Annotated in this window: 7 protein-coding genes and 1 pseudogene; 4 read left to right on the forward strand and 4 right to left on the reverse strand. The window is 69.7% G+C overall.

Annotated elements, in window-relative coordinates:
- The 3 genes and pseudogenes from RHOFW104R8_RS13800 to RHOFW104R8_RS13810 form a co-directional block, all read right to left on the reverse strand.
- Nucleotides 1-442: pseudogene (locus RHOFW104R8_RS13800) on the reverse strand (NAD(P)-dependent oxidoreductase); the annotation flags it as partial.
- Nucleotides 443-449: 7 nt separating this feature from the next.
- Nucleotides 450-2,129 carry a hypothetical protein gene (locus RHOFW104R8_RS13805; protein WP_068095950.1) on the reverse strand — a complete coding sequence of 560 codons (1,680 nt, stop codon included), beginning with the start codon at nt 2,127-2,129 and terminating at the stop codon, nt 450-452.
- 86 nt (nt 2,130-2,215) lie between these two features.
- Nucleotides 2,216-4,357, reverse strand: coding sequence for a bifunctional (p)ppGpp synthetase/guanosine-3',5'-bis(diphosphate) 3'-pyrophosphohydrolase (locus RHOFW104R8_RS13810; RefSeq protein WP_068095952.1), 2,142 nt, complete (start codon nt 4,355-4,357; stop codon nt 2,216-2,218).
- Between the two features lie 107 nt (nt 4,358-4,464).
- On the opposite strand from RHOFW104R8_RS13810, the gene RHOFW104R8_RS13815 reads away from it, so the two are divergent.
- Together RHOFW104R8_RS13815 and RHOFW104R8_RS13820 are read left to right on the forward strand one after the other, a co-directional pair.
- Complete coding sequence (locus RHOFW104R8_RS13815) at nt 4,465-5,013, forward strand: hypothetical protein (RefSeq protein ID WP_153021741.1); 549 nt, start codon at nt 4,465-4,467, stop codon at nt 5,011-5,013.
- Between the two features lie 99 nt (nt 5,014-5,112).
- Nucleotides 5,113-5,592 carry a hypothetical protein gene (locus RHOFW104R8_RS13820; protein ID WP_068095956.1) on the forward strand — a complete coding sequence of 160 codons (480 nt, stop codon included), beginning with the start codon at nt 5,113-5,115 and terminating at the stop codon, nt 5,590-5,592.
- A 9-nt stretch (nt 5,593-5,601) separates the two neighbouring features.
- Here RHOFW104R8_RS13820 and hrpA read toward each other — a convergent pair whose 3' ends face one another.
- Nucleotides 5,602-9,855 (reverse strand): ATP-dependent RNA helicase HrpA, encoded by a 4,254-nt coding sequence (gene hrpA, locus RHOFW104R8_RS17900; protein ID WP_407071448.1) that lies wholly within the window; start codon nt 9,853-9,855, stop codon nt 5,602-5,604.
- Nucleotides 9,856-9,984: 129 nt separating this feature from the next.
- Here hrpA and RHOFW104R8_RS13830 point away from each other — a divergent pair, with 129 nt between their 5' ends.
- Entirely contained in the window at nt 9,985-10,452 is a 468-nt protein-coding gene (locus RHOFW104R8_RS13830) for a Dps family protein (RefSeq protein ID WP_068096029.1), read from the forward strand.
- 207 nt (nt 10,453-10,659) lie between these two features.
- Nucleotides 10,660-13,260, forward strand: a complete 2,601-nt coding sequence (locus tag RHOFW104R8_RS13835; protein ID WP_068096031.1) for a glycosyltransferase — start codon at nt 10,660-10,662, stop codon at nt 13,258-13,260.
- Nucleotides 13,261-13,285: the final 25 nt, after the last annotated feature.

Here is a 13,285-nt window from a genome sequence, read left to right on the forward strand (position 1 = left end):
GGGTAAGGCTCTTGTCCAGCCCGGCGCCGTAGACCAGGGTGGGCCGCAGCACGGTCCAGGCGCAACCGTGGCGCTCGCAGGCGGCGGCCAGCGCGGCCTCGCCGGCGCGCAGCTGGCGCGCGAGGGCGCGCTCGGCCGGCACGCTCGACTCGCGCTTGGTCTCGGCGCTCATCGAACTGGTGGCGACCACCCGCGGCGCATCGGCCAGCACGGCATGCGCCAGCCAGTCGGCCAGGCCCTGCAGCGGGCCGAAGCTGATGATCGCCGACAGCCGCGGCAGCGCCGGCACGCGATCGGGCAGGGTTCCCTGCAGCCAGGTCACGCCGGCCAGCGGCGGCCGCGGCTGCCGGCTCAACGCCAGCACAGGCTCGCCGCTGGCGAGCAGGCGCGGCAACAGGAAGTGGCCGATCTGGCTGCTGGCGCCGAACACCAGGATCGTCATGCCGCGCTCATCCGCCACCTTGCAGGCGGGCGCCCAGGTCGAGCACGCGCGGGTTGGACGGCGCCAGCTTGCGCGCGCGTTCCAGCGACTGGCCGGCGCCGATGCGGTCGCCGCGCGCCAGCTGCTGCTCGGCCTGGTCGAGCCACGCGCCGGCCAGCCGGTTGCCCCGCGCGCCCTGCGCGGCGTCGCCCGGCGCCAGCTCGGCCAGGTTCGCCAGCATGTCGCCGGCCTTGCCCAGGTTGCCGGCGGCGAGCGCCAGGTCGAACTGCTGTTCGACCTGGCGAGGCAAGGCCTGCAGGCCCTGCAGCGCCGTCGCGCTGTTGCCGTCGATCGCCAGCGCGCTGCGGTAGAGGTCGTAGGCACTGTCGCCAGGCGGCATCATGATGTCGCCGTTCTTCGTGGCGACCTGCGCGCGCTGCACCAGCCGTTCCACTGCGGCGGCCTGCTGCGGCGACACGGGGGGCGGCGCCGGCGCGGCCGGCCCATTCGCGGCGCCCGCCGGCGAAGGCGCGGCGGCGGTGTGCTCCAGGCGCGCATGCGCGGCGGCAAGATCGGCCGATTTCGGCGCCAGCGCCGCCGCCTGGGCCAGCAACGCGGCCGCCTGCGCCGTGTCGCCGGCGTCGAGCGCGGCGTTGGCCTGCACGGTCAGCGCCTCAGCCACGTCGCCGAGGCCGGCACGCGCCTGTGCATTGTCCGGATCGAGCTTCAGCGCCGCCTGGAAATGGGCCAGCGCGGTGTCGTCGCCGCTGCCGGTGATGCGGCCGGCGCGCAACGCGTCCTGGCCCGCCTTGAGCGCCGCCTCCAGCACGCCGCTGTCCTGCTTGCGCGCCTGCGCCTGCAACGCGCGCAGCGACGGCAGCGCGCCGTTGTTCGGCTGCAGCGCGGCCAGCTGCTCGATGCTGGCGTCGGCCGTCGCGGCGTCCTTCGCATCGAGCGCCTTGCGCGCCTGCACCGCCAGCGCGTAGCCGACCTGATCCAGGCCGTGGGCTGCCACCGCGTTGTTCGGGTCGGCGCGCAGCACGCGCTGGTACAGCGCGCCGGCGCCGTCGGGGCCGTCCAGCTTGCCGGCGGCGAGGGCTAGCCGCGCCTGGTCGACCAGGTCCACCGTCTGCACCTGCCGCGCGCGGGCGCCGCTGATCGCGCGGTCCAGCCGGTCGATGTCACTGCCGCCGCCGAGCAGTTCGCGGGCCACCGCGGCCTGCTGCGCGGCCAGCGCCAGATTGCCCGCCTGCAGCGCGGCATCGGCCTGCGCCAGCTCGGCCTGGCCGACCCGGCGCAGGCCGTCGCGGGCGCGGTCGTTGTCCGGTTCCAGCGCCGCGGCGGCCTGGAACAGTTCGCGCGCGCTGGTGCCGTCCTGGCCGTCCAGGCGGCCATCCTGCAGCGCCTGCTGCGCCTGCGCCAGCACGGTGTTGAAGTCGGTGCGCGGCAGCATGCCGCGCAGGCGGTTCTGGTTGAACCAGAGCACGCCGGCCGCCGCGATCGCCAGCAACAACAGCGGCAGCAGCCAGCCACGGCGACGCCGTGGCGGCGCCGCCTGGCCGCCACGCGGATGGCGCGGCTCGACCGACACCTGCGGCAGGCCGTCCGTGGCCGGCGCGCGCGGCGCATCCAGGCGATCGATGTCGCCCAGGGTTGGCTCGGTGCGCACCGGTGGATGTGCGTCGTGCGGGTCTCGGCGTCGGCTCATGGTCCGTGGCGGTGGAGGCTGGCGCTGCAGCTTAGCATCGGGCCGCCGGCCGCCATTTGGCGGACCGGCGGGCATTGCGCGGTCATTCAGCCGACACCGACCCGGCGCACGTCGAGCACGTTCGGCAACGCCAGCAGCTTGCCGAGCAGGGTCGACAGCTGCTCGAAATCGCGCACGCGCAGGGTGAAGCGCATCTCCACCTCGCCGGTGCGCACGAACAGCCGGCTGGACGAGGCGATGATGTGGGTGCCGGCGTTGCTGACGACGCTGGTGACGTCCTTCTGCAGGCCCTTGCGGTCGTAGCCGCGCAATTCGATGTCGACCTCGTAGGCCTGGCTGGCGGCGCTGCCCCAGCTCACCTCGATCACCCGGTCCGGGTCGCGCCGGACCAGCCGCGCCAGGCTGCCGCAGTCGGCGCGGTGCACCGACACGCCGCGGCCCTTGGTGATGAAGCCGCGCACCGGATCGCCGGGCAGCGGCTGGCAGCAGCGCGCCAGCGTGGTCAGCAGGTTGCCGATGCCCTCGATGCGCAGCGCGCTGTGGTCGAGCGTGGCGTGGCGCGAGGCCACCGGCGCGCCCGACTGGGTGACCGCGGGCGGCTCCGGCGGCTGCGCCGCCTCCTGCAGCACGCGGGCGATCTGCCCAGGCGTGACTTCGCCCAGTGCCAGCGCGACCAGCAGCTCGTCGTGGTTCTTCAGGTGGAAGTGCGCCGGCAGCCGGGCCACGTCCGCGTGGGTCAGCGCCAGGCGCTTCAGTTCGCGCTCGAACATGCCGCGGCCCACCGCGAGGTTGGCGTCGTGGGCGACCTTGCGGAACCACGCGCGCACCTTGTCCTTCGCCCGCGCGGTGTTGAGGTAGCCGTGGTGCGGCGACAGCCAGTCGCGGCTGGGTTCGGCCACCTTGCCGGTGAGGATCTCGACGCGGTCGCCGCTCTGCGGCTGGAAGGTCAGCGGCACGATGCGGCCGTTGACCTTGGCGCCGCGGCAGCGATGGCCCACCTCGGTGTGCACCAGGTAGGCGAAGTCCAGCACGGTGGCGCCGCGCGCCAGGTCGAACACCTCGCCCTTCGGGGTCAGCAGGTAGACGCGGTCTTCCAGCAGCTCGGTCTGCAGCTCGGCGGCCAGCGCATTATCGTCCTCGCCGCGCGGCTCCAGCAGCTTGCGCATCCAGGCGATCTTCGCCTCGAACTCGGCGTCGGCGCTGCCGCCCTCCTTGTAGCGCCAGTGCGCGGCCACGCCCAGCTCGTTCGCCCGGTGCATGGCGTGGGTGCGGATCTGCACCTCCAGCGTCTTGCCTTCCGGCCCGATCACCGCGGTATGCAGCGACTGGTAGCCGTTCGCCTTGGGCCGCGCGATGTAGTCGTCGAACTCGCCCGGCAAATGCGGCCACAGCGCGTGCACCACGCCCAGCGCGGCGTAGCAGTCGGTGATGCTGTCGACCAGCACGCGCACCGCGCGGATGTCGTACAGGTCGGAGAAGTCCAGCGACTTGCGCTGCATCTTCTTCCAGATCGAATAGATGTGCTTGGGCCGCCCGGCCAGTTCGGCCTGGATGCCCGCCGCCGCCAGCGCGCGCTGCAGTTCGGCCAGCGAGTCGCGGATGAACGCCTCGCGGTCGGCGCGGCGCTCGTCGAGCAGGTTGGCGATGCGCCGGTAGGTGTCCGGCTGCAGGTAGCGGAACGCCAGGTCTTCCAGCTCCCACTTCAGCTGCCAGATACCGAGCCGGTTCGCCAGCGGCGCGTGGATGTCGCGGGTGAGCCGCGCCAGCGCCTGCCGCTCGCCTTCGGGCAGCGCCAGCGCCGCGCGCATCCGCGCCAGCTGCCGCGCCAGCAGCACGAACACCACGCGCAGGTCGCGCACGATCGCCAGCAGCAGCCGGCGCAGGCCCTCCGCCGCGCCCTGCGGCGGCCGCTGTGCATGCAGCGCCCATACCTGCTCGGCCGCCTGCTGGCCGTCCACCAGCCGCTGCAGTTCCGCTGGCAGCCCTGCGCGGCGCGCCGCCCACAGCGCGGGATCGACCCGTGCCAGCTCGAACCACAGCGCCGCCGCCTGGGTCTGCGCATCACAGCCGAGCACGCCGAGCAGGTCCAGCACGTCGCAGCATTCGGCCTGGTTCACCACGCGCGCGGCACAGGCATCCAGCGCTTCGGCCAGCGTCGGCCGCAGCCGGCCGGCCCGGGCACGCCATGTGTCCAGGCTGACAGGCACAGCGGGAACAGTTAGAGCCATGAAACGATCTTCCTCATCGCCGCATCCACCGGCCTGCGGCTGGCACGCAACCAGCTTACCGCGCAAAATCCACGTTCACCTGCGGCACGCCGCCCTATGGATCCATCATGATGAGAGTACGCCTGCTCCCGTTGCCACCATTCCTGCTGGCCCTGTCGCTGGGGCTGGGCTGCGCGCCGTCGCACGCACAACAGGCCATCGTGCTGCAACAGAAGATGGGGCCAGCGGAATTCAACCAGGCCGGACTGGACAAGCTCGACCCGGCCGAACTGCAGCACCTGCAGCAATGGCTGGCCGACCACGCTGCCGAACTCGCGGCGCTGGTACCGGCGTCCGCGGCGGCCTCCGCCAGCGTGGCGGCGGACCGGAACCCGGCGCGTGGCGGCAACGGCCCGGGGCGTGCAGCGGACTCCGCCGACCGGAGCGCCGGGCGCATCGTGGTCAGCCCGGTCGCCGGCCATTTCGAAGGTTGGCGGCCGGGCAGCGTGCTCACCCTGCAGAACGGCCAGAAATGGCGTGTCAGCGACAACAGTTCGCTGACCACGCCACGCCCGGTCGACAACCCCGAGGCCACCGTGAAACCCGGTGCCTTCGGCGGCTGGCTGTTCAAGGTGAAGGGCTACAACACCAGTGCGCGGGTGGAACCGGCGAACTGAACCGGTACCGGTCCCGCTGCGCGGCTGGCGCCGGAACAGCTTCGGAAGCAGAATCACCGCTCCGTGCTTCCGTTTGCCGCCACCTCGAGGATGCATCCCATGCCGATCCGCCTCCGTCACCTGGCCCTGCCGCTGCTGCTCGCCCTCCCGCTGTGTTGCGTCAGCGTCCACGCGCAGGACGCCAACAGCCTGCAGCAGCGCATGAGCAACGCCGAGTTCAAGGCCGCCGGACTGGACAAGCTCAGCCCGCAGGAACTGGCAAACCTCGACAACTGGCTGAGCACGCACGGCAAGGCCACCACCAAGGTGGTCGACACCAGCGGCAAGCCGGTGTTCTATACCGACAAAACCAGGCGCGACAAGATCGTCACGCACATCGCCGGGCACTTCGACGGCTGGAGAAGCCAACAGGAGTTCGCCATGGCCAATGGCCAGGCGTGGAAAATAACCGACCCGGAACCTCATGCCTGCCAGCCTGCCGAGAATCCGGAAGTGCAGATCAAGCCGTCCCTGCTCGGCTTCTGGCTGATGTACGTGCCGTCCTGTTACGAGAGCGCACACGTCAAGCGCGTGCGCTGAGACCGCGCCTCAGGACAGCGTCGCCAACGCCTTCGCCAGCCGCTTGGCCGACACCGGCTCGGCGGTCTTCAATTCCTGCGCGAACAGCGATACGCGCCATTCCTCGATCAGCCAGCGCAACTCGGCCAAGCTGGCCGGATCGGCACCGGCGGCGCGGTGCTGCAGGTACGCGCGCCAGTACGGCAGTACCTGCAGCATGCGCTGCTGGTCTTTCGCCGGGTCCTGCCGCAGGCGCTCGCCGCGCAGGCGCATCGCCTTCAGGTAGCGCGGGTAATGCGCCAGCCGCGCCGTGGGCAACTCGCGCAGGAAACCGGGCGTGAGCAGCGCATCGAACTGTTCGCGCAGGTCGTCGTAGCTGGCACGGGCAAAGCCCAGCAGCGGCGGCTGCAGCCACGGCCTCGCTTCGGCCTGCGCCTCGATCACGGGTTCGGCCAGCTTCAGCCGCTCGACGCCGGCACTGAACAGTTCACGCGCGCACTGCGTGCGCAGCGCCTCGAACGCGCCGGCGGTGCGTACATCCAGCTCGTGGCGTTGCAGCAGGTCGGCGAAACCGCCTTCGAGCAGATCTTCGCGCAAGCCCTCCACGCCGCCGAGCGGCGCGTACTTCAAGGCCAGCGCATTGCCGATCGGCAGGCGGCGGCGCGCCTGCTTCGCCTCGCTGGCCAGCGCGTTGCGCAGCAGCCGCGCCACGCCTTGCCGATGTGCTGCGCGCGCCTCGTCGCTGCGCTCGAACACGCGCAGCGCCACCGCCTCGCCCAGGTCGACCAGCGCCGGGAACGCGGCGAGGCCGCCTTCGGAGTGCACCTGCGCCGGGATCTCCTCGAAATCCCAGCTGGTCACGTCCTCGCGAGTCAGCTCGATGTCGGTCTTGCGCGAGAACGCCTCGCGCGCCTGGCCTTCCCACTGCCCGCGCAGCGCGGCGAGGTCGCGGCCGCTGGCCAGCGTCCTGCCGCGCTCGTCGTGCAGGCGATAGCACATCAGGAAATGCGGCGACAGTTCGACGGCGGCAAATTCGCTCGCGGCAATGTCGACACCGGTGGTGCGCTTCAGGAACGTGGCCAGCACCTTCGCCAGCGGCTCGTCGCGCGGCGACTCGGCCTCGACGAAGGCGCGCGCAAAATCCGGTGCCGGCACGAAGTTGCGGCGCTGCGCCTTGGGCAGGCCGCGGATCAGTTCGGCCACCTTGTCGGCGAGCAGGCCAGGCACCAGCCATTCGCAGCGTGCGGGCGGCAGCGCATTCAACATCGCCAGTGGCAGGTGCAAAGTGACGCCATCGGCTTCGTCGCCGGGAACGAAGCGGTATTCGAGCTTGTATCTTTGCGGTGGGATTTCGAGTGGCCGCTCCTGCGCATCCGGCAATTGCTCCCTGCATTGCTCTACCTCCGGCATCCCTGCCGTCGCCTGCGCTCGCGGCACCCGGACATCCATGTCCAGCGGCCGCTCCTGCGCGTCCTGCGCTCGCGGCACTCGGACATCCATGTCCAGCGGCCGCTCCTGCGCGTCCTGCGCTCGCGGCACTCGGACATCCATGTCCAGCGCGGCAGGAAACGCTTTCGCGTCCAGCGCCGCGCCGCCGACCAGCACATCGTCCAGCGACCAGCGCAGCGCGGCCTGCTCGGCGGGACGCGCCTTGCGGTACCACGCGTCAAGCGCGCGGCTGCTGGCGATCTCTCCGGGCAGCTTGCCCTCGAAGAACGAGACCAGGTCATCCTCATGGCGGATCAGGCCCTCGCGCCTCTGCTTCGCCTCGATACCAAGCGCCTCTTCCAGCACACGCTGGTTGGCGCGCACGAAGTCAGCCCTGCTTTCGATATCACCCCGCACCAGCGCCTCGCGCAGGAAGATCGCGTGGGCTAGCGCGGGATCCTGCTGCTGGAAGGTGACCGGCCGCTTCTCCACCAGCACCAGGCCGAACAGGCTGACCTGCTCGTACGCCACCACGCAGCCGCGCTTCTTCGACCAGTGCGCGTCGCGGCAACTCGTACGCAGCAGGTGCGCAGCCTGCTGCTCGATCCACAGCGGCTCAACCCGCGCATTCATCATGCCCCACACGCGCCCGCCGACGTCGAGGATCTGCGCGGAGAACACCCAGTTTGGCGGCGCCTTCGCCAGCGCCGAGCCGGGGAACATCTGGAACTTGCGCTCGCGCGTGCCGAGGTAGGCGCCCTTCTCGTCCTTGCGGCCGACCTGGGTGGGCAGGCCGGCGAGCAAAGCACGGTGCACCGATTCGTACAGTTGCCCGGCACCGCTCTCGCTCCCTCCCCTGCTCGCAGGGGAGGGCTGGGGAGGGGTTCGCTTTTGATTTTGTGCAACATCGCAAAAAGCTTCACCCCCTCCCAACCTCCCCCTGCTTGCAGGGGGAGGAGCAAAGCGCGCATTTTGCGCTTCGTTCTGAGCAGCAGACGAAACATCCAGCTTCCAACCCAGCTCCTGCACCACCAACAACAACTGTCGGTGCAGCTCGCGCCATTCGCGCATGCGCATGAAGCTGAGGAAATGCCGCGAGCACCAGTCGCGCAGTTTCGACTGGGTCAGTTCCTCGTGGGCGTCGTGGTAGGCGCGCCACAGGTTCAGCACGCCGACGAAGTCCGACTTCGGATCGGCGAACGCGGCGTGCGCGGCGTCGGCCTGCTGGCGCGCATCGCCCGGACGTTCGCGCGGGTCCTGGATGCTGAGGAAGGACACGATGGTGAGCAGCTCGCGCATGGCTTGCAGCTTCTCGCCCTCCACCAGCATGCGCGCCAGTTGCACGTCGATCGGCAACCTCGCCAGGGTGTGGCCGATCGGGGTGAGCTTGCGCGCGTCGTCGATCGCGGAGATTTCGGTGAGCCGGCGGAAGCCGTCGGCGACCACGCGCGGGTCGGGCGCTTCCAGGAACGGGAACTCGTCCACCTCGCCCAGCTTCAATGCCAGCATGCGCAGGATCACGTTGGCCAGCGACGAGCGCAGCAGCTCCGGGTCGGTGAATGCGGCGCGGCCGGAAAAATCCGCCTCGTCGTAGAGGCGATAGCAGACGCCCGGCCCCACGCGGCCGCAGCGGCCCTTGCGCTGGTCCGCGGCGGCCTGGGAAATCGGCTCCACGTGCAGCCGTTCGAGCTGGCTGCGCTGGCTGTAGCGCTTCACCCGCGCGGTGCCGGTGTCGATCACGTAGCGGATGCGCGGCACCGTGAGCGAGGTCTCGGCCACGTTGGTGGCCAGCACCACGCGGCGCTTCACGCCGGGCTTGAACACGCGGTCCTGGTCGCCGGCGGACAGCCGCGCATACAGCGGCATGATCTCGGTCTCGCGGTATTGCCGGCGCGACAGCAGCTGGTGCGCGTCGCGGATCTCGCGTTCGCCGGGCAGGAACACCAGCACGTCGCCGCGCGGGTCGTCATGGCTGATCTCGTCGAGCACCGCGGCGATATGTTCGGCGCTGCCCTGCTGCATCCCGTCGCGCGGTCGCGCATCCACCGGCCGCCAGCGCAGCTCCACCGGATACGCGCGCCCCTCCACTTCCACCACCGGCGCACCGCCGAAGTGTTCGGCGAAGCGCGCCGTGTCGATCGTCGCCGAAGTGACGATGATCTTCAGCCCCGGCCGCTTCAGCGCCAGCCGCTTGAGGTAGCCGAGCAGGAAGTCGATGTTGAGGCTGCGCTCGTGCGCCTCGTCGATGATCAGGGTGTCGTAGGCGGAGAGCCACGGATCGCCCTGGGTCTCGGCGAGCAGGATGCCGTCGGTCATGAACTTGACCAGGCTGCGCTCGGACACCTGGTCGTTGAAGCGCACCTGGAAACCCACCAGGTCGCCCAGCGGCGTGCCCAGCTCCTCGGCCACCCGGCGCGCCACCGAGCGCGCGGCCAGCCGCCGCGGCTGGGTGCAGCCGATCATGCCGGCCTCGCCGCGGCCGGCGGCCAGGCACAGCTTCGGCAGCTGGGTGGTCTTGCCCGAGCCGGTCTCGCCGGCGATCACCACCACCTGGTGCTCGCGGATCAGCCTGACGATGTCCTCGCCGCGCGCGCTGATCGGCAGCGACTCGTCCAGCCGGATCGGCGGCTTGGCGGCCGCCCGGGCACGGCGTCTGGCCACGGAGCGCTCGATATCCGCGCGCAGCGCCGCCAGCTTGCCTTCGTCGGCCCGGCGCGACAGGCCACGCCAGCGCCCCAGCAGGCGACCGAAGTCGCGGCTGGACACCGTGTCCAGTTGCCGGCGCAGTTCGCGCAGGCCGGGATCGGCGGTGGCATTGTCGGCGGTCGGGTGGGTGTCGTTCATCGGACCGCACATGATAGCCGCTGGCGACCCGCCGACCTGATAGCCCCCGGCTATCGGCTGCATCGGAAGGATTCATTTCCCTGCCGCCCACCCACCCGCTACCGTCCTCCCATCGTCACCACCCACCGGAAGGAGCAGCACATGGCCATGAACATCGGTATCGCCAGGAAAGATCGCGAGCAGGTCGCCAGGCACCTGTCCAGGCTGCTGGCCGATACCTATTCGCTGTACCTGAAAACCCACAGCTTCCACTGGAACGTCACCGGCCCGCAGTTCAACAGCCTGCACACCATGTTCGAGACCCAGTACAACGAACTGTGGCTGGCCGCCGACGAGGTCGCCGAGCGCATCCGCACGCTGGACGTATTCGCCCCCGGCTCCTACAGCCAATTCGCCAAGCTCAGCGCGATCAAGGAAGAAGCCGGCGTGCCGGAGTGGAAGGCGATGGTGGGCCAACTGGTCGAGGGCCACGAGATCGCCGCCGCCACCGCCCGCGACACGCTGAAGGCCGCCAACGCGGCCGGCGACGACGGCACCGCCGACATGGTCACCGGGCGTCTGAAGGAACACGAGAAAACCGCCTGGATGCTGCGCTCGCTGCTGAAATAGGCCGGCCGGCGCCTGATCCACCCATCGCAGGACTCCGACGGCACCTTCCCGCGAAGCTGCCGTTTTCCTGCCAGCCGCCTTCCGCACGCCGCCGCGGCTGACCTTGCGCTGACCGCGGCCGGCGATCTTTATTGAGCCCGATGCCTTGGATTGGTTAAGCTCCCCGGGCTCTACCGCCTGTTGCGCAGGCTTCCTCCGGGGACTTTTTTGAGCGCCACCGCAGCAAACCACAACAGCCGGTATCCGCTGCTCGTCGCGATCGTGCTCGCCCTGGTCGTGGCCGCGATGAACATCGGGCTGTGGTGGTACGGCAACCTGCCGCACGGGCCGGACGATTGGCACGGCAAGATCGGCGGCTACTCGCTGTCGGTATTCCAGCGCTACCAGAGTCCGTTCAAGCAGGACTATCCCAGCGACGAGGACATCGCCGCCGACCTGAAGCTGCTGCACAAGTACAGCGACCGGGTGCGCACCTACACGATGCACCAGAACCCGCAACTGTACCGGCTGGCGCAGAAAGAAGGCCTGCAGGTGATGGCCGGCGCCGAGATCGACAAACGGCTGGACAACAACGAGCGCGAGATCGAGCTGCTGATCGCCAAGGCGCGCGCCTACCCGGACACGATCACCCGCGTCATCGTGGGCAACGAGGTGCTGTTCCGCAACGACCTCCCGCCCGAGCAGATGATGCTGTACCTGGACCGCGTGCGCGCCGCCGTGCACCAGCCGGTGTCGATCGCCGAGCCGGACTACATCTGGCTGAAGTACCCCGAACTGGTCCAGCACGTGGATTTCATCACCATCCACCTGTTCCCGTTCTGGAACGGCATCGCACGCAAGGATGCCGTCCCTGCCGCGCTGGGCGCCTACGAGTCGATCCGCCAGCGTTATCCCGACAAGCCCGTGGTGGTCGGCGAGATCGGCTGGCCGTCCAACGGCGACCGCCACGAATACGCCGACCCGTCGGTCTCCAACGAGGCGATCTTCATCCGCGACTGGATGAACGTGGCCAAGGCCGCGCACGTCGACTATTACCTGCTGGAAGCGTTCGACCAGCCGTGGAAGGAGAACCTCGGCGAGGGCCGCACCGGCGCGTACTGGGGCATGTTCAACGCCGACCGCCAGCTGAAATTCCCGCTGACCGGCCCGGTCACCGAAGACACCGGCTGGCCGTGGAAGGCGCTGGCGGCGAGCCTGCTGGCGCTGCTGCCGATGATCTTCTTCGCGCGCCGCTTCAGCCGCTTCAGGCTGATGGGGCGGCTGTTCTTCTGCATGTTGATCCAGCTCGCCTGCGGCCTGATCGTGTGGTCGGCCACGCTGCCGTTCAACTTCTACCTGAGCTGGGTGGACTGGACGATGCTGGTGCTGCTGTTCCCCGCCCAGGTCGCGATCCTCGCCATCCTGCTGATCAACGGCTTCGAGTTCACCGAAGTGCTGTGGCGGCGCGAGTGGATCCGCCATGCAGGCATGCTGAGGCCCGACCCGCCCGGGAAGCAGCCGTTCGTGTCGATCCACCTGGCCTGCTACAACGAGCCGCCGGAGATGGTGATCGTCACGCTCGACTCGCTGGCCGCGCTGGACTACGCGAACTTCGAAGTGCTGGTGATCGACAACAACACCAAGGACCCGGCGGTGTGGCAGCCGGTGCAGGAATACTGCGAAAAGCTGGGCAAGCGCTTCCGCTTCTTCCACCTGGCGCCGTGGCCGGGCTTCAAGGCCGGCGCGCTGAACTTCGGCCTGAAGGAAACCGATCCGCAGGCCGACGTGGTGGCGGTGATCGACGCCGACTACGAGGTGCGCCCCGACTGGCTGGCTACGCTTACCGGTTACTTCCATGACGCGAAGGTGGCCGTGGTGCAGTGCCCGCAGGCGCACCGCGAGTTCGAGCACAACCGCTTCCGCCGCATGACCGCGTGGGAATACGACGGCTTCTTCCGCATCGGCATGCACCACCGCAACGAGCGCAACGCGATCATCCAGCACGGCACCATGACGATGGTGAGGCGCAGCGCGCTGGAAGGCACCGGCGGCTGGTCGGAATGGACCATCTGCGAGGACGCCGAGCTGGGCCTGCGCCTGATGCACGCCGGCTACGAGCTGGTCTACGTCGACGAACTGATGGGCAAGGGCCTCACCCCGGCCGACTTCAAGGCCTACAAGAGCCAGCGCTACCGCTGGGCGTTCGGCGCGATGCAGATCCTCAAGGGCCGCTGGAGCTGGATGACCCAGAAGGGTCCGCTCAGCGCTGGCCAGCGCTTCCACTTCCTCACCGGCTGGTTCAGCTGGTTCGCCGACGCGCTGCACCTGGTGTTCACCCTGATGGCGCTGTTCTGGACCGCCGGCATGGTCGCCTTCCCGCAGTACTTCAGCCTGCCGATGCAGCTGTTCCTGATCCCGGTGATCGGCTTCTTCTTCGCCAAGGCGATCTTCGGCATCGTGCTGTACCGCGCCCGCGTGCCCTGCGGCTGGTACGACACGCTGATGGCCTCGCTAGCCAGCATGGGCCTGTCGCACGCGATCGCCCGCGGCATCCTGCACGGCCTCACCCGCGAGAAGACCTCGTTCGTGGTCACCGCCAAGAGCCGGCGCCTGGGCGGCAGCAACTTCGCCGCGTTCGCGCCGGTGCGCGAAGAGCTGCTGATGGCGGTGGCGCTGATGCTGTGCATCGTGGGCATGGCGCTGGGCTACGGCACGCGCTACATCGAAGGCAGCTTGTGGATGTTCATCCTTGCCGCGCAGTCGATTCCGTACGTGTCAGCGGTGATCGGTGCATGGATCGCACACAAGGCCGGCGACAAGGCGGGTTGACGCGACACGGCCGCGTCGGCAGTCC

The sequence above is a fragment of the Rhodanobacter sp. FW104-R8 genome (genome assembly GCF_001617365.1).
GTDB lineage: Bacteria > Pseudomonadota > Gammaproteobacteria > Xanthomonadales > Rhodanobacteraceae > Rhodanobacter.

What these genes read in the sequence shown, in the direction of transcription:
- RHOFW104R8_RS13830 (WP_068096029.1), top strand. Translation starts at nt 9,985, where the DNA reads ATGGCCATGAACATCGGTATCGCCAGGAAAGATCGCGAGCAGGTCGCC.
- RHOFW104R8_RS13810 (WP_068095952.1), bottom strand. Translation starts at nt 4,357, where the DNA reads ATGGCTCTAACTGTTCCCGCTGTGCCTGTCAGCCTGGACACATGGCGT.
- RHOFW104R8_RS13815 (WP_153021741.1), top strand. Translation starts at nt 4,465, where the DNA reads ATGATGAGAGTACGCCTGCTCCCGTTGCCACCATTCCTGCTGGCCCTG.
- hrpA (WP_407071448.1), bottom strand. Translation starts at nt 9,855, where the DNA reads ATGTGCGGTCCGATGAACGACACCCACCCGACCGCCGACAATGCCACC.
- RHOFW104R8_RS13805 (WP_068095950.1), bottom strand. Translation starts at nt 2,129, where the DNA reads ATGAGCCGACGCCGAGACCCGCACGACGCACATCCACCGGTGCGCACC.
- RHOFW104R8_RS13820 (WP_068095956.1), top strand. Translation starts at nt 5,113, where the DNA reads ATGCCGATCCGCCTCCGTCACCTGGCCCTGCCGCTGCTGCTCGCCCTC.